At 41.1% G+C, this 16780-nt stretch carries 14 protein-coding genes and 2 tRNA genes; all 16 read left to right on the top strand.

Translation table 11 applies throughout. The features are described from left to right. Positions 1-3 precede the first annotated feature (3 nt). The gene (locus tag IGK63_RS11690; RefSeq protein ID WP_005234394.1) at positions 4-651 is read left to right on the top strand and encodes a CBS and ACT domain-containing protein; all 648 of its coding nucleotides are present in this window, start codon (positions 4-6) and stop codon (positions 649-651) included. A 122-nt stretch (positions 652-773) separates the two neighbouring features. Further along, positions 774-1007: a DUF2969 domain-containing protein gene (locus IGK63_RS11685; RefSeq protein ID WP_005228752.1), complete on the top strand. Its 234-nt coding sequence runs from the start codon at positions 774-776 to the stop codon at positions 1005-1007. 85 nt (positions 1008-1092) lie between these two features. Beyond that, a tRNA-Tyr gene (locus tag IGK63_RS11680) sits at positions 1093-1176 on the top strand. A gap of 4 nt (positions 1177-1180) precedes the next feature. Continuing rightward, positions 1181-1252, top strand: a tRNA-Gln gene (locus IGK63_RS11675). Between the two features lie 103 nt (positions 1253-1355). After that, positions 1356-1538 carry a hypothetical protein gene (locus IGK63_RS11670; RefSeq protein ID WP_086297747.1) on the top strand — a complete coding sequence of 61 codons (183 nt, stop codon included), beginning with the start codon at positions 1356-1358 and terminating at the stop codon, positions 1536-1538. 110 nt (positions 1539-1648) lie between these two features. Further along, positions 1649-2356, top strand: a complete 708-nt coding sequence (locus IGK63_RS11665; RefSeq protein WP_005234399.1) for an EAL domain-containing protein — start codon at positions 1649-1651, stop codon at positions 2354-2356. Between the two features lie 4 nt (positions 2357-2360). After that, positions 2361-3470 carry a GGDEF domain-containing protein gene (locus IGK63_RS11660; protein WP_194199702.1) on the top strand — a complete coding sequence of 370 codons (1110 nt, stop codon included), beginning with the start codon at positions 2361-2363 and terminating at the stop codon, positions 3468-3470. A 332-nt stretch (positions 3471-3802) separates the two neighbouring features. Next, positions 3803-4855: a GGDEF domain-containing protein gene (locus IGK63_RS11655; RefSeq protein WP_016612596.1), complete on the top strand. Its 1053-nt coding sequence runs from the start codon at positions 3803-3805 to the stop codon at positions 4853-4855. A 61-nt stretch (positions 4856-4916) separates the two neighbouring features. Next, complete coding sequence (locus tag IGK63_RS11650) at positions 4917-5957, top strand: bifunctional glycosyltransferase family 2/GtrA family protein (RefSeq protein ID WP_016612597.1); 1041 nt, start codon at positions 4917-4919, stop codon at positions 5955-5957. After that, positions 5954-8218 (top strand): glycosyltransferase family 2 protein, encoded by a 2265-nt coding sequence (locus IGK63_RS11645; RefSeq protein ID WP_016612598.1) that lies wholly within the window; start codon positions 5954-5956, stop codon positions 8216-8218. The genes IGK63_RS11650 and IGK63_RS11645 overlap by 4 nt, the downstream gene beginning before the upstream one ends. Next, a complete protein-coding gene (locus tag IGK63_RS11640; protein ID WP_016612599.1) occupies positions 8193-10022 on the top strand; it encodes a hypothetical protein in 1830 nt (609 codons plus the stop codon). The genes IGK63_RS11645 and IGK63_RS11640 overlap by 26 nt, the downstream gene beginning before the upstream one ends. A 303-nt stretch (positions 10023-10325) precedes the next feature. Next, positions 10326-12230, top strand: a complete 1905-nt coding sequence (locus tag IGK63_RS11635) for a BglG family transcription antiterminator (protein WP_429972507.1) — start codon at positions 10326-10328, stop codon at positions 12228-12230. 1 nt (position 12231) lies between these two features. Beyond that, entirely contained in the window at positions 12232-12681 is a 450-nt protein-coding gene (locus IGK63_RS11630) for a PTS sugar transporter subunit IIA (RefSeq protein WP_005234407.1), read from the top strand. 23 nt (positions 12682-12704) lie between these two features. After that, positions 12705-13022 carry a PTS fructose transporter subunit IIB gene (locus IGK63_RS11625; protein ID WP_005234408.1) on the top strand — a complete coding sequence of 106 codons (318 nt, stop codon included), beginning with the start codon at positions 12705-12707 and terminating at the stop codon, positions 13020-13022. Further along, positions 13012-14148: a PTS fructose transporter subunit IIC gene (locus IGK63_RS11620; RefSeq protein WP_016612602.1), complete on the top strand. Its 1137-nt coding sequence runs from the start codon at positions 13012-13014 to the stop codon at positions 14146-14148. The genes IGK63_RS11625 and IGK63_RS11620 overlap by 11 nt, the downstream gene beginning before the upstream one ends. A 2-nt stretch (positions 14149-14150) precedes the next feature. Continuing rightward, the gene (locus tag IGK63_RS11615; RefSeq protein ID WP_034872042.1) at positions 14151-16736 is read left to right on the top strand and encodes a glycoside hydrolase family 38 C-terminal domain-containing protein; all 2586 of its coding nucleotides are present in this window, start codon (positions 14151-14153) and stop codon (positions 16734-16736) included. Positions 16737-16780 lie beyond the last annotated feature (44 nt).

The raw sequence follows: 16780 nt of genomic DNA, 5'->3' as shown, positions 1-16780 counted from the left end.
ACAATGAGCGTAAGTGATTTTATGACGAAGACGGTCATCACCGTCGATTCACAAACACCGATCTTTGATGCAATAGATGTGATGAAGCAGCACGATATCCATCGTCTACCTGTCGTTGATGATGGCAAATTAGTAGGGTTGATCACAGAAGGAACGATCGCTGAAGCAACTCCCTCAAAAGCGACCAGCTTAAGCGTTTATGAAATGAACTATCTCTTAAATAAAACGACGGTCGCTGATATCATGTTGAAAAAAGTGACCACGATTGAACCGGAAGCTTTATTAGAGGATGCGATTTCGGTGATGCGAAGTGAAAACGTTGGGGTTTTACCAGTCATGGATGATGATGCCTTAGTGGGAATCATTACCAACAATGATATTTTCGATGCCTTTTTGAAAATCACTGGGTACCACGATGGTGGAACACGAGTGTCCATTGAGATCACGGATGACCATGTGGGTGTTTTAGCAGACGTGACGAAACTCCTTGCGGATCATCAGATGAGTATTTTGACGATTGTGGTAAATCGGATGGCACTAAAAACAGTTGTTGAGATCCAAGTAGAATCACGGCAAGTCGCAGCAATCGAGAAAATTTTAAGCGATGCAGGCTATACCGTGACGAGTGCTGTCTTGACGAACCAGAAGTGATCTAAGAAAAAGTAGCTGATCGTAAAGATTGGCTACTTTTTTTATTTCCAGAAGAGATTTTCTTTTTCTTTTGTTGCTTTTCTGTTAAAATAGGAAGGTGCTGTAAAGAAAGAGGTGCAACCATGTCTAAGAAAAATAAAGATATCGAAGTACGTATTGAAGAAACAACAAAAGCCATTCATGGCAAAGACTATACCGTCAATGAATTATTCATCGGAAAAAAACGCATTGGTGAGATTTTAACAACTGGACCAAAAGAATTTCAAAGCTTTTTAGGGGATGAAGATCTAGGTTCGAGCAGAAGCTTAGAAGCTGCCATCGAGATGATTATTCGTCAATGGAATTTACATGAATAATTTCTAGAAAAATTTACTTTTTGCTCTTGCAATTTGTTATCTTTTTCGGTATTATAACTATTGTCAGGTTTGAGAAAAACCTTTTGGAGGAGTAGCGAAGTGGCTAAACGCGACGGACTGTAAATCCGTTCCTTAGGGTTCAGTGGTTCGAATCCACTCTCCTCCACCATTATTGGGGTATAGCCAAGCGGTAAGGCAACGGACTTTGACTCCGTCATGCGTTGGTTCGAATCCAGCTACCCCAGTCAAAGAGATACGTAGAAAAAAACAGCAAGCACTCTTGCTGTTTTTTTGTTATTTAAAAAGAATCGTGTTTTTTATAAGTACTTAAAGAAACAGGAGACTGATATGGAAGAAGCCACTTTCAACAAGCTAGTTTCTACGAAATTGAAAAAAGCAATGGTTGCTTTGGGGCATTTCTATGAAACAGGCATGGAGTGGAACGGAAAATCACAGTCGATTCTTTCACAGAAATTTCTTTCAGAGAATTTAAAATATTTGGGCATTTTTGGTTCTGTTTGGTATACTTAGGCAAATCAGTTCCTTTGAGAGAACCATTTTATAGCATGAGAAACGAGCGATGACAGGAATATTACCGATTTTCGGAAGTGATAACTTTACTAGATGGGGGCTTAACGAAGATGGGAAATGAAACGACTTGGGAGAACACAGACCGCCTTTATCTGTTGTGTCAACCAATCATGCAGGTAAAATCGCTAAGTCAGCAAGAGGTGAATGGCTATGAAGTCTTGCTACGTAGCGAGAAGAACAACCGATTTCCACAGCAAGAATTCAGCACAATGATTCAAACTGAAAGTGGCAATCAGCAATTGATGAGATGGTATGCCAAGGAATTGCGGCGTTTATGCAAAAAAAAGCCGGAAACCCGCTTTAGTGTCAATATACATCCACAACAGCTGCTGTGGCAGTCTACGTGGTCCTTTTTTGAAACGATGGCTGTTTATAAGGCGCAGTTGCAGATTGAATTGACGGAACACCCCGTACGCATACAGCAAGAGTCATTTGATTTGTCTGTAGCCATTGCAAAAATTAAAGCTTATGGTTATGTGATTGCGGTCGATGATATCGGTTGCGGACAAAATACCCTCTCGTTGGTCTTTGCCAATCTTGCCAGCGTTGATTGTTTGAAATTTTCGTTGTTACCGTTTATTCAGCTTGATGAGGAGATTGGCTTCAGCTTTTTGGCTTGTTGGTTGAAGGTTGCCCAAAAATATCAGCTTGAGCTGATCGTTGAAGGGATCGAGAACCGCGAAAAAATGGTCCAGTTGCTTGAGATGGGGGTGCATTTGCAACAAGGGTATTTATGGTCTAAAGGAGAGCGATTGTGATGGAATGTTAGAACGAGGCGTGCTTTTGGCGTTTGGTTTGCCGCTGATGATTGCCAGTTTACTGGTGACCGCAGATGTTTTTGTACGAAGTGTGCAAAAAATATCGGTTTCTCGTCCATTTAAGTATTTTATTATTGGTATTCTGACGTTTACGCATTTGTATTTTATTCTTTCTTTTTCAATGAATTCAGTTGGGTTTATCTGTTATCAATACACAACTGCTTTTATTGCGAGTCATTTTTTCTATGGTGATCGTGGCAAGATCTTGATTTTGATAACGCCGTGTATGGTCGTTTTCTATTTACTGTTTGTCGGTTTTTCTGACATTGGCAAAGCCTTTTATTTACCGCTATTAGGTGTCGGTGTCTTTGTCCTTGATTTTCTCTTATCAAAAATCAAGTCGCTGCGTCCGCAACAGCAATTTTATATGATGTATTTTTTGACCTGCCTGCTCTCACCACGTTTTTCGATGCTAGTCCATCATACGACGACCTATGACTGGGAAGCGATGCTGGCAGTATTTGTTGGTTCTTTCGTGCTGCTAGCAAGTTTCATGTGGTTGCATCGATTGATTGAGGGGCAAGAATACCAAGTACTGGCAGAGTTAGCGAATAGTAAGATCGATGCGTTGACCGGCTGCTTCAACTATGGGACCTATAACCACGATCTGCTTCAAGCCGTTTCACAGAAAAAGGCTGTGACGATCGCCATGATCGATCTCGATCACTTCAAAAAGGTCAACGACCGTTATGGTCATATCGCTGGAAATGAGCTGTTGAGAACCTTTGCCACACGGACGACTACTTTTTTAGAGGCGCATTTTGCCGAGACCTATTCCTTTTATCGTTATGGCGGCGAAGAGTTCTGTGTCGTGATCGAAGGGGATGTCAAAGAACAGACCGTAGCTGCGATGACGACGCTGTGTCAAACCATTTCCAGCAGTATGTTTCCTGTCGCCAATTTTGAAAAAGGGACGATGTCTTTGTCTTGCGGCGTTGAAGCGAGCACCGTTTGTCATGGGGATATCTTGGCAGCCGTTGAAAGAGCCGATCAAGCACTCTATCTCGCAAAACAAAGTGGTCGAAACCGGGTGTGCACCTTGCCTGAGACGTAAAAAAATAATGGAAAAATAATTTACACAAATTCACAAAGAATTAAATGTTTATGCACAAAAAGTTAGTAATAATAAAGAAATAATGTTATTTATTTACAAAATATACATTTTGATTATTTTATTTATCTTGAGAATCTTCGCATATCAACAAAAAGATTGAAACTATGTATAATTTCTGGTAAATTATTCTAAATCAAGAGTGATAAAAACTGTCAATAATAAATAGTGATCCTTACTTGATGCTTTGTCCGCTTTTCCAATGAAATGTCTCTGGAATTGTCCCGTCGAATCAGCAAGTAAGGGTTCTTTTTTTTAGAAAGGAAGCACAGGAAATGGCAAATACGCTGGTTGTCAATACACTCGCAAATTTAGGCGCAATTATCATCAATATTTATTTGTTATTCAAAATCAGTGATGGCTTCGTAGGTCAAGGGACATTCAAAGCGAAACAGATCGCAGCGGCGATTGCTTGTGAAACCGTGGTGGGGATGCTGATGATGAATTTCTCTTACGTCGTATACGAAACGCGATTTGACCTGCGCTTTTTACTTTACGCTTTTTCCATGAAATATCTGGGGTGGAAGGTGACCGTACCGACGATGGTCAATCTAGCGTTAGGGCGTTTCTTGTTTGAAGTATCAAAATCTTCTTGGCTGAACTTATATCTTACGTTTTTTTTGATGGTGACACTGACATTTCTGCATGCCTGGGCCAAACGGCGATTTACTGACAAACAAGAGTTGTTCCTATCAATAACCTACTTGATCGCTATCTCCTTTCTTTTTGGTTTTTATTTGACGGGTGATATTCAAAAAACGACCCTAATTTATATAGTTTATGGCATTCTCGCCTATACGTTGGCGTTTTTCCTTTACTCGATAGTAAATGATATGCAGCGCATTTTGGCATTGGTCAAAATCGATGATCTTACGCAGTTGAATAACTTCCGTAAGTTTCAAGATGACCGCCAACGCCTAGATACGACCGATGTGGACTTATCGATCGCTTTGATCGATATCGATCATTTCAAAAATTACAATGACCGTTACGGACACCGTGCCGGGGATGTGATTTTGCAAGAAATCGCTCGTATTTTTTCGACCTACTGTACGGCGAGCAATCCGGTCTATCGCATCGGTGGGGAAGAGTTTGCAATCTTGATTCAAGGAGACGCACAGGCTGCTGCTTATCTCCTTGAAAAAATTCAAAAGCGCATCCGTTACCAAGAAATCATCTTGGATGCCGGTGATTCGGTCAGCATCACGTTGTCGATTGGGATCGCACAACGGCAAAGGGGTGAGTTGCTACAGCAAACGCAAGAACGTGCGGATCAAGCATTGTATCGAGCCAAACGCAGCGGTCGCGACCAACTCTGTCTTTACTGATGGGGGTGGCTTCTTTTCTTTTTTTTGTTTTCAAAAATACTACCTTAAATGAGGAACGCATATGGAGAATAGTTTAATCATGATTCCTTCGCTAGAACCTGACCACAAACTGCTGGCTCTGGTGGAGAAAATTCGTTTGCATAATCAGCACCTGCCGATTTTGGTCGTGGATGATGGCAGTGGGGCAGCTTATCAGCCTGTCTTTTCGGCATTGGAACAGAAGTTTGGTTGTCAGGTTTTGACCCATCCAAAGAATCAGGGAAAAGGCGCAGCCATCAAAACCGCTCTCACTGAAGTGCTGACAAACCAGCCAGCTGTTGAATTTATGGTGACCATTGATTCGGACGGGCAGCATGAGTATACCGATATGATGGCTTGCTTAGCAAAGGCCCAAGCCCATCCGGACAGCATTATTTTAGGGACCCGATCCTTTGGCAAAGAAGTGCCCTTGCGGAGTAAGTTCGGCAACATTTTGACCCGAAATATCCTGCGTTTAGCGACTGGTCTTGCTATCGAGGATTCGCAGACGGGCTTAAGGGTTTTCCCTCGAAAATTCATGACAGATTTGTTGGCGATCTCAGGTGAGCGTTTTGAATATGAAACGCGGATGCTAATCGAAGCCCAGAAGCGGGGGTGGCCGATTCTTTCACAACCGATCGCAACCATCTATATTGAAGAAAATGCCTCTTCCCATTTTCGGGTCTTGGCAGATTCTGTCGCTATCTATAGCGTCTTTTTGAAGTATTTGTTTTCATCTGTGGTCTCCTTTTTTGTCGATGTGATCGCTTATGCGTTATTGATCCATTTCTTGTCTGTCATCAATCTGTCCTCCATCGTGATCGCTTCGTTGGGTGCCCGATTGATTTCGGCGATCGTCAATTACTACATCAATCGCGAGCTTGTTTTTGGTCAACGGACAAAGAACAGTATGCTGCAGTACTTTTTATTGGTGATCGTACAGATTTTGCTGTCCTCTTTTCTCGTCTACCTGATTTATTTGATCCTACCGATCGGAGATTCTGTGTTGTTAAAAATAGGCGTCGATTGCCTGCTCTTTTTCTTTAGTTACCATGTGCAAAAAAATGTCATCTTTAAGGAGTGATTGAGGTGGAACAAAAACGTTTGCCTTGGGCGAAAAAAGTCGTTTACTTTCTGGCGTTTGTCTTTTCGCTGATCTATTTATCATGGCGGGGGCTGTATACATTGCCATGGCACGAGTCTTGGTTTGCCTTGCTGTTTGGTTTGCTGCTTTGGGGCAGTGAGATCGTATCGAACTTTACGGGCTTGCTGTTGATTTGGAACAAAAACAAAGCAAAGCCCTTTGAAAAACCGGTCGTGCCAGAAGCCGACTATCCGGCGATCGATGTGTTGATTGCTACTCATAATGAAGAAGTGCCGCTTTTATTAAAAACGGTCAATGCGGCAGTTCATATGAAATACCCCGATCCCAAAAAAGTTCACATCTATTTGTCAGATGACACCAACCGTCCAGAGGTCAAAGCACTGGCAGATAAATTTGGCATCGGCTATATCGGATTGATCGGCAATCAGCATGCCAAGTCAGGCAATCTCAATCATGCATTATCAAAAACCAATTCGCCGCTAGTGGCGACCTTTGATGCAGATATGATTCCTTACTCAGATTTTTTGCTGGAAACAGCGCCATATTTTGTGGCAAATCAGCAGGAACGCCGCAATGACCAGACCATCAAACCGTTGGGCTTTGTTCAAACACCGCAAAGTTTTTACAATGCGGATCTTTTTCAGTACAATCTTTTTTCAGAAGCGGCGATCCCTAACGAGCAGGACTTCTTTTCCAGAGAAGTCAATGTTTTGAACAACGCCCATGATACCGCTATTTATACAGGTTCTAATACGGTGATTGCACGAGAAGCGATCGAAGCCGCTGGCGGATTTCCGACGGACACGATCACGGAAGATTTTGAATTAGGCGCCTTGATCAATTGCCAAGGTTATCGCAGTTTATCAACACTGCAGCCAATGGCCAGCGGTCTGTCTCCAATTGATATCCCAAGTGCCTTAAAGCAGCGGATTCGCTGGGGAAGAGGAGTGGTCCAAAGTGTCCACAATCTCCATCTTTTTAAGAATAAGACGTTGTCTTTGGCGCAAAAAATGGTTTTCTTAAACAGCTATTTGTATTGGTGGTCGTTTCTACGACGGCTACTATTTATTTTCGCGCCGATTTTGTACACCGTCTTTAATGTAAGGGTCGTAGAGACAAACTTTTGGGTCTTGCTGCTGTTTTGGCTGCCAAGCTATACGTTCTTGCATTTGGCGATGCAGGATTTGAGCAGTGATATTCGAACGCAGCGTTGGGGCGAGATCCAGGAAACGATTTTTGCACCTTACCTAGTGATTCCTGTCTTTTTGCAAGCCATTGGCATCAAAGAGACCCGCTTCAAGGTGACTAATAAAGCAGCAACTCAGTCTAAAAAAGACTTGTTGTTTGTGGTGCCGCATTTGTTGCTGTTGATTTTGACGATTATCGGCTTAGTGAAGTTTAATTACGGCAAATTCGGCTCAGAGATTTTCTACGGCAGCGTGTTGACCTTCTGGCTGCTGACCCATTTCTTTAACTTAACCTTTGCGGTCTTATTTTATCTCGGTCGCCCGATTTATCGAACGACGGAACGGTTCAGAGCCCATTATCCTGTTGAAGTTTCCGACCAAGACGCCAGCTATTCTTTGATGACAGAAAATATCTCAGAAAATGGCTTGTCCTTCGTTTCTGACGTTCCTCTTTATTTTCCGCCAGATGCGCCGCTGACTTTTAAAATCACCCGTAATGGCTACCAAGCAGAGATGACTGGAAATATTGTCCGCGTCTTTTCTGGAAAAGATCGCTGGGTCTATGGCGTTGCTTTAAACCAGTTGACAGAAAAAGATTACTTAGCCTATCTGCAGATCATTTATGATGGCTTCAATCAAAGCCTGCCGGTTCTGCGGGATCCGTGGATGACCTTCTTTGACAGTCTTTTTGAAAATCTCGGTAAGCATCTGCTGCAAGCCAAACAAAAGCCATTGCCGCCTCAACGAATGCCCATACTGACCATTGATCAAAAATGGCACTTTGATGAAGGAACCTATGCGGTCACAACATTTGGTTTTGATCAGTTCACGTTGGCAAAAACAGAAGAGGTCGAGATGCCGGTCCATCTAAACTTACCGATCAGTAATCTTGTGCTTCACGCTGAAAAAGCGACGCTTCAGCCAAAAGAAAATCAAGTGATATATCAAGTAAGCAATCTTTCAGAGCTGCGTTCCACAGTAGCCCTCCAAGAATGGGTAGACAGCTTGCTGAGAAAGGAGGCAGACGATGATCGAGATCCTGCTGCGATTTAGTCTATTTGGTTTATCATTAGCTGGCTATGCCTATCTTTTTGTACGAGTTTGTCATTTTACCAAATACATTAGCTGGATCGCTGCCTGCTGTTTGCCGATCCTCGTTCTTTCCTTTGTCGCATATGGTCCCAAAGGATGGTTGATCTGGGGGGCCTGGTTTTTATTTGGTCTTGGCTTACTATTATGCGTTTGGCGTTTTTGGCAGGAGCGCCATCAGGTGCGCTGGGGTTTACAAGAGCCCATCATGCTGTGGTTTTATGGCTATTTTACTTTGTTCGTTTTAACATTGCTTCACAGTCATTTGACCCACTATGACAACTTCTCTCATTGGGCGACGATCGTTAAATTCCTTTATACGCAGGGACAATTGCCAACGGCAACCGATGCCATCATCAGTTTTACTTCCTATCCTTTAGGCAGCTCACTGTTTGTTACTTATACAGCAATCATCGTTGGTTATCATGAGAATGTCTTGCTGATTGGTCAATTGATTTTGATTTTCTGTAGTCTGTATAGTTTTTTTGCGATTATTCGTGATCCGAAAAGAAAGCTGGCTTTTGTCTTGGTCTTCACCAGCATGGCCGTATTCAATTATTTTAATATTGCGATTCGAATGAATAATTTGCTGGTAGACTTCATTCTTCCCGTTTTAACTTTGGCAGGCATCTCCGGGTTATTTTCTTTAAAAGGCAAAGTGCTGCCTTCAATCAGCTACTTTCTTTTGATTGGCGCCTCTCTTGATTTGGTGAAAAATAGTGCCGTCTTTTTTCTGCTGATTTTAGGTGGCTATTTACTAGTCTGCTTATGGCAGGCATCAATTCGTTGGCGGCAACGGCTAGGCTTGATGATTGTAGGATTAGCTGCCATTGGGCTATCTGTCCTGCCGGCGATTCTTTGGAACCTGCATGTCAAAGCGAATTTTCCTAAATCGAAGCATGAAGTCAGCGTGACCGCTTATAAACAGATTTTTGGCGAAAAGGATTCACAGATACTACAACAGATTACGGATGTTTTTGTCAAAACTATTACGGATATTGCGACGGTTTCCACGCAGGGGATTCTTTTGATCGAAGTCATCCTGTTGGGCAGTTGGCTATTTGTCCGATTTATTATAAAAAAACGCAATCCATTTCTAAAAGAACTGCTGTTGATCGATGGTATTATTGGTCTCTATTACTTGGGTATTTACGCCATGTTCTTGTTCTCGATGCCCACTGATGAAGCACTGTCTTTGGCAGGGTTCGATCGCTATGCTTCGAGTATTGTGATCTTGGCATTAGGTTTGATGACCTTTTTCATGGTCCGGGGCATTGATCATTTGTATCATGAACAAGCGATCGATCGGCGAAACTACCGTAGTTTTGCCAGCTTGACCACAAAAAAAATCTATCAATACAGTACCTTGATTCTGTTATTTTTTGCGACATTGCTGATCCTTTCAGAAAATAATGGCATGCGTTATACCAATCGTGAATATGCTGCTTCGATTCCAGCACAAGTTTCAGCCGTTACTGGCGATCGCTTTGACCTAAACCAGAAAAAATACTTGGTGGTCAGTACCAATAAAGAAGCAGTAGACAGCTACTTAGTTGGCTATGTCGGCAAATATTACTTGTTTTCACCTAATGTCGATGGTCGAGAGAATTTCCTCTTATCAGATGCAGATTTTCGCACGCTATTAAAGCAATACGATGAAGTCGTCGTCTTAGAAGAGCACTATACCTTTAATGCCATGACGAAGAAGCTAACAGGCAAAACCTTTGCCCCTGGTGTTTATTCGGTGGCGGAGGTGTTGGGGCAATAAATGAAGGAATTTCTCAAGCGCGTCTCCTTATTAGAGAATCAATAGTAAAAATACCAATGAAACAGACGTATCGTTTGTTCATTGGTATTTTTTTTCTGTTCCCACTGAGTAATATCCTCTATACTATGAAAATACCAAAGGATATGTAAATAATCTGTATTAAACGAAAGGGTACACATGAATAAAAAAACGGCGCAATATTTTCAGTGCCTATGATTTACTGTAATCAATGCAGTAAAAGTAAGTGTTTTCATTTTTTTGAGAAACAGCTACCATTAGAAATGTAGACGAGGTGAAAGTTTCATGATCAGTGAACGGGAAAAAGCAATTATTCGATATCTCTTAGAGAATGGACCAACAACGGTTGCTAAAATTGGGTTGCATATGTCGCTTTCGCAAAAGACAGTTTCGCAATCGCTAAAGAGAATGGATGAATTTTTGCAGGAAACAGCAATAAGGCTTGTTCGCAAACCTAGAGTAGGTGTATTTCTTGATGGCGATTCAGCTGAAATTCTAAAGTATCTTGATGGGAACGAGGAATCAAACTTACCGACGAGCAAAAAAGATCGTATTCAGTTTCTTTGCTTTGAAATACTGAAACAAAAAACGTATTTTACGCGTCAACAACTGCAAGATGCACTCTACATCAGTAAATCAACTTTAGAAAATGACATGGGGCAGGTAAGCGAGATCTTTCGTCATTTTAACGTTACGATTGAAGTTTTATCGGGGAAGGGTTCCTTTTTGAATTTGTCAGAACAAGAAAAACGTCGTTTAGCATTTGATTTGATCTACTATTTCTGGGGTGGAAATTGGAAAATAACACAAGAGCAGCAACGCTATTTGCATTCGATTCAAGGAATTCCTCAGTTTGTTAATGATTTTATTGACCTGACAAAAATTTCTTTAGTTGATACGCTCTTACAAGAGTATTTGAAAAAAGAACAAATTACGCTTAATGATGCTGCCTATCACTCACTATTGCTTCATCTAATCATCATGATTGATCGGGTCAAAGAGAAGAATTATCTGACTTTCGAAGAAAGAAGCCATCCTTTGATGGAGAATAGAGCTTTTTATCGTTTTATTGCTTCAATAGAAGAAACGTTTTCTCTGTCGTTGCCAGTTTCGGAAGTTCATTATATTTCGCTTCATATCTATGGGGATTCGTTGATGAAGAAGAATGACTCCGATGATTTGCTTGATGAAACGATACGCAAATTGATTCATGAAACGATCTCCCTACGCAATGAAAGTCTCTTGTTAGGATTGGTATCACATATCAAAGAAGCTATTTATCGCATTCAAAAAGGATTAGTCATTCATAACCCGTTTCTAAATGATGTGAAGAAGAATTTCCCTTTGTCTTTTGAGGAAGCGCTTCGATTAGCTCATGCCTTAAATTGGCATTTTTCGATTTCGATCCCCGAAGATGAGGTTGCCTTTCTGGCCGTACACATCCAAGTGATGAAAGAACAACGAGAAGAAAAACAACCGAAAAAAGTGAGTGTCTTATTAGTTTGTAGCAGTGGGAAAGGCACTTCACAGCTATTAGCTGCTCGTATTCGGAGGAATTATGAGCAAATCGATATTTCCAGGATTCTTTCAATTCAAGAGTTGATTCAGACCAATATTTATGAGGACTTGATTTTATCGACAGTGGATTTAAAAATCGATTCGATTCCAACAATCCATGTTTCTCCTGTACTGAATAAAGATGAGCAGCGAAAAATAGAAACCTTTTTAAAAAATGCCGAAGAAAAGCAAAATGGTTCTTTCAGTCAGTTTGCGAAACTGATTCACGAGGACTTGATTTTTTTAGATCATCATTTTGAAAATTATCAAGAGGTGATTACATTTATTGGAGAGCAGTTGGTTACTCGTGGGTATGTGATCGAGGAAATGATTGATTCTTTCCTAAAAAGGGAACAGCTTTCCTTTACTTCTTTTGGACGATTCGCAACGCCTCATGGGACGCCAGAATACGTGAAAAAATCAGCGATTGTATTTTTACGTCTTAATAATGAGATCCACTGGGGAGAAACAAAGGTGAAATATGTCTTTTTCATCTGTATCAAGGATGAAACTGTACAAGACCTTGAGGAAATCTATGACACGATGCTTAATGTGATGGAATCAGATGAACGAACCTTCCTCCTTAAAGGGACGAAAGATGAATTAAAAAAGTATTTACAAGGGGGAACATAAAATGAATATAGAAACACTACTACCTTTTGAACATATTGTTCTTGGTCTAGAGGCAACCACTAAAGAAGAAGTGGTCCGTCAATTAGCAAAAATATTAGTAATTGAAGGAATCGTTCAATCCGAAAATGAGTATGTTCAATCAGTCATGGAAAGAGAAGATCACTCGACCACAGGAATAGGCAATAATATAGCTATCCCTCATGGAAAAAGTCGTGCAGTTTCTGAACCCGCAATCGTTTTTGCTCGGTTAAAGGCACCATTAGAATGGCAATCTTTAGATGATGAACCGGTAACGGTTGTGATTATGCTTGCTATTCCTGAAGAACATCAAGGAGACACCCATTTACGGATTTTATCAGAAATTGCCATGAAATTGATGGATGAAGACATCACAGAAGCGCTGAAAAGCGAAACAGATAAAGAGATTATCGCGAAATTATTAAGCGAATAAAATGGAGAAAAGGGGAAAGACGAATGAAGAGAAAAATTATTGCAGTAACGGCGTGTGCCACAGGAGTTGCTCATACCTTTATGGCGGCACAGGCGCTAAAAAAAGCAGCAGCGAAACGTGGCGATTTAATCAAGGTTGAGACACAAGGAGCAACAGGTATCGAAAATGAATTGAACGAGCGGGATTGTCAAATTGGGGAAGTCGTGATTTTTGCCGTTGATACGAAAGTGAGAAATGAGGAGCGTTTCAATGGCAAAATGATTCTCAAAGTCCCGGTAGCAGCCCCTATAAAAAACGCAGAAAAAGTAATTGAAGATGCATTAAAGCTGATTGATCAATAAAGAGGAGGAAAATCAGATGAAAAAGTTGGCAAGTGAAATGAAAAATCATGTTTTAACAGGAATATCTTATATGATTCCTCTAGTGATTGCCGGAGCAGTTATCATGGCGATTTCTCGAGTAGGTGGATCAATATTTGGGATTGTCGATATTTGGGACGCCTCTCATGGAGAAAGTGCGAATACGATCATCCGATTACTCCATAGTTTAGATGGATTCGGAGGGATTGCGTTAGGATTGATGTTTCCCGTAATATCGGCATTTATTGCTTATTCGATTTCCGATAAGCTAGGGATTGCCCCTGGTCTTGTTGGAGGTATGTTAGTAAAAGACATTAACGCAGGCTTCTTAGGCGCAATTGTTTCAGGGTTGATCGCTGGGTACATCTGCTTGTGGATCAAAAACCATATCAAACTGCCAAAATCGATGGCATCGGTAGTTCCAGTGTTCTTAGTTCCTGTTTTAGGTACTTTAGTCACTGTCCTACTTGTGAACTATGTGATCGGTACACCATTTGCAGCTATCAATGTGGGCTTAGAGTCATGGTTGAACGGATTGAGTGGCGGAAATGCGATCGTGATGGCGGCAGTTGTAGGGGCAATGGTTGGATTTGATCTTGGAGGGCCAGTAAATAAGGCAGCTGTGACAACCGCGATGGCTTTATTGACAAGTAACGTTTATGCACCAAACACTGCAGCACAAGTGGCGATTATCATTCCGCCAATTGGTTTAGGATTAGCGACTGTTTTTGCAAAGAATAAATACAATAACGAACTAAAAGAAGCAGGAAAATCGTCGATCATTATGGGACTAGTAGGTATTTCAGAAGGAGCGATCCCATTTGCGGTGGAAAATCCACTAAAAGTGATCCCAGTGAATATGATTGGTTCAGCGGTTGGTTCTGCAATGGCTGTAGGTCTAGGAGCTGTCAATACAGCGCCAATCTCTGGTTTTTATGGTTGGTTCACCGTAGAAAAATGGCCACTGTATGTTTTATCGATTGCTACTGGCGCATTATTCATTGCGATTTGTACAAGCTTGCTACGTTCAAAAGATGCGGGGAAAGAAACAGATGCCACGATGGAAGAGTTTGACGAAGCGGCTTGGGAAGAGCAGTGGGAAGCATAGCTATGACAAATGTACACATAGTAAACCACACCCATTGGGATCGTGAATGGTATTTTACTTCGATGGACTGTGTCGTTTTGAGTGACCAATTATTTAGTGATGTACTAAAAGAACTAAAGAGGCAACCGACTGCATCTTTCGTGCTAGATGGACAACTGTCTATTCTGGACGATTATTTAGAACTCTATCCTGAGCGCTTGACTGAGGTCAAAGAGTTGATCGCCAATGGTCAATTGTTCATCGGGCCTTGGTACACCCAAACAGATGCCTTTTTCGCTTCTGGTGAGTCCATCATTCGAAATGCCATGATTGGTATATTTGATAGCAAAAAATATGGCAGCTATATGCCGATCGGCTATTTGCCAGATACATTTGGTTTTAATGCTCAAATGCCAACCATATTGAACGAAGTTGGACTTGATAACATTATCTTTTGGCGAGGCATCGATTTAGGGGAACAGGTCAAATCCCCTTACTTTAAATGGACGAGTTTAAGTGGGCGAGGTTCACTGTATGCGGTGAATTTTCCTCAAGGATATGGTGCACAGCAGCAATTGGAGCCAACGAGCAGTTATGTAGATGGCAGACTCGATAGAGGTGTTGATTTTATTAAGAGCTACGCGAATGAACCTGAAATCTTGATTCCAACTGGAAATGATCAGTTAGGCATTGTTTCTGCCATAGAAGAAAAACTAACGAAAATCAATCAGCTTGGAAAATACAAGTATCAATTGAGCACCTATCCAGCATTTATGGAGATCGTCCGTCAAAAAGAACTGGAAGTTTATCAAGGAGAGTTTCGTGCACCGGTTTTTGCACGGGTTCACAAAACGATTGGTTCTGTACGAATGGATCTGAAACGTGAGATTTTTCGATTAGAAAACAAATTAGTTTTAGAAATTGAACCAATGTTAGTTATTGCGAAAGATTTAGGGATCGAATTAAGCAATCGCTTGCTAATGAAAGCTTGGAAAAAGTTATTTGAATGTCAAGCCCATGATAGTTTGGCAGGCTGTGTATCAGATAGTGTTGCACAAGATATCAGTCATCGGTTAAAAGAAATCAGTGAGATTTGTGAGAGCATTGAAAATTTGATTTTAAAAAGAATCAGTGAAGGACTCGCTTTACAAGCCAACCAATTTCTGATTCTTCATCCAACACCAGTGCCATTTCAAGGAGAGAAATTAGTTAAGATCGTATCCAGAACCAACAATATCAAGGTTATTGGAGCTGATTCATCTGTACTTGAAGCAGTGTATATCCCAAGCAGGAAAAATATTATGGAAGAAACTCCGGCTGGCAACCGTTTTATTGAAGAAGAGGGGTATTATCTGTTAACCGTTCAAGTGACCTGTGCCTTTTCAGGCCTTGGTTATCAAGTCCTTACATTTGAAGAGCAAGAGACAACTCCCGAATCGTCTTTAGATCAAAACACATGGATTAGAAATGGAAAATACATGCTTTCCTTTGAAGACGGCCACCTGATTTATTCAGATGGAAAACAACAGATCTTGGATTTCTTGTCGATCATCGATGATAGTAATGCCGGTGATACGTATGACTATTCGCCTATTTTGAATGATCAACCGATCACGCTTCGTTTTGCCAGCTGCAAAGGGAAGCAAGAAACATTGGCTTTGGAAGGAAGTTTACAGCTACCGTATACGATCGAAGAACGGATGAAAGGAATCGCCACCAAAACATTCGCTTATACATTGACCCTCCAACTGACCAAAAATGGTGAGGTAAACGCAAAGCTACGTTTTAAAAATACGCTTTTAAATCATCGGATTCGAGTGAAAGCTCGATTAAACAAGCCGATAGAAAGAGCGGTTGCGGCCATTCAATTTGGCTATCTTGAAAAAAGAAATCAAACACTGGAAAATTGGCAAGAAAAATATGCAGAAAAACCTGTCAATATTGAACCATTTGAAAAACAAGTGGTTGTTTATGATCAAGAGAACGCCCTCGTTTTTTATAGCGAGCAGAGCAAAGAGTATGAATATATCGATGACTCCTTATATGTAACGGTACTAGCTACAACCGACTCTCTAGGAAAACCAGATTTGTTGTATCGACCAGGTCGTGCTTCTGGCGATACAACCAAAAAGGGACATATTATGATGGAAACACCTCTTGCTCAAATGGAAAACTATGAGATGGTCTTCGATTTTTCCCTAAGGGTCGCATCAACAGCTATTTCTGAAGAGTTGTTGGCTACTTGGAAAACTGTTAAAGAACAGCCATCGATTTCTTATCAATTGCAAGATTTGAATTACTTTATTTATCGTATAGACAATAAAATTCAAAAGCGCATTGATCCATTATCTCTGACCGACATGTCTCTTTCTTTGTTGTCTTGCAGCTTAGAACCAGGTGTGGGAGTCAGTGCGCTCCATAATGCTTATTACTCTGAGGGAATCGTTGTCCGTTTCGTCAATTCAACGAACAAAGAACGTCCTCTTGAGCCCAAAAAATTATTTAATGGGTACGAATATCAGCGAATCAATTCCTTAGAAGAACCGCTTGAAGCGGATCATATCATCCACGCTTATGGAGTAGCAACCTATTTATTAACTAAAAAATAGGAATAAAGAACACAAAATTTGTCGAGAAGGAATTGCTTCTGTAA

Origin of the sequence: Enterococcus sp. AZ040 (genome assembly GCF_050499185.1) — a bacterium.
Classification (GTDB): domain Bacteria; phylum Bacillota; class Bacilli; order Lactobacillales; family Enterococcaceae; genus Enterococcus_D; species Enterococcus_D entomosocium.
This window is presented reverse-complemented; position numbering and strand designations above follow the sequence as displayed.

Coding starts and splice junctions, on each gene's coding strand:
- IGK63_RS11690 (WP_005234394.1), top strand. CDS start 4: ATGAGCGTAAGTGATTTTATGACGAAGACGGTCATCACCGTCGATTCA.
- IGK63_RS11685 (WP_005228752.1), top strand. CDS start 774: ATGTCTAAGAAAAATAAAGATATCGAAGTACGTATTGAAGAAACAACA.
- IGK63_RS11670 (WP_086297747.1), top strand. CDS start 1,356: ATGGAAGAAGCCACTTTCAACAAGCTAGTTTCTACGAAATTGAAAAAA.
- IGK63_RS11665 (WP_005234399.1), top strand. CDS start 1,649: ATGGGAAATGAAACGACTTGGGAGAACACAGACCGCCTTTATCTGTTG.
- IGK63_RS11660 (WP_194199702.1), top strand. CDS start 2,361: ATGTTAGAACGAGGCGTGCTTTTGGCGTTTGGTTTGCCGCTGATGATT.
- IGK63_RS11655 (WP_016612596.1), top strand. CDS start 3,803: ATGGCAAATACGCTGGTTGTCAATACACTCGCAAATTTAGGCGCAATT.
- IGK63_RS11650 (WP_016612597.1), top strand. CDS start 4,917: ATGGAGAATAGTTTAATCATGATTCCTTCGCTAGAACCTGACCACAAA.
- IGK63_RS11640 (WP_016612599.1), top strand. CDS start 8,193: ATGATCGAGATCCTGCTGCGATTTAGTCTATTTGGTTTATCATTAGCT.
- IGK63_RS11635 (WP_429972507.1), top strand. CDS start 10,326: ATGATCAGTGAACGGGAAAAAGCAATTATTCGATATCTCTTAGAGAAT.
- IGK63_RS11630 (WP_005234407.1), top strand. CDS start 12,232: ATGAATATAGAAACACTACTACCTTTTGAACATATTGTTCTTGGTCTA.
- IGK63_RS11625 (WP_005234408.1), top strand. CDS start 12,705: ATGAAGAGAAAAATTATTGCAGTAACGGCGTGTGCCACAGGAGTTGCT.
- IGK63_RS11615 (WP_034872042.1), top strand. CDS start 14,151: ATGACAAATGTACACATAGTAAACCACACCCATTGGGATCGTGAATGG.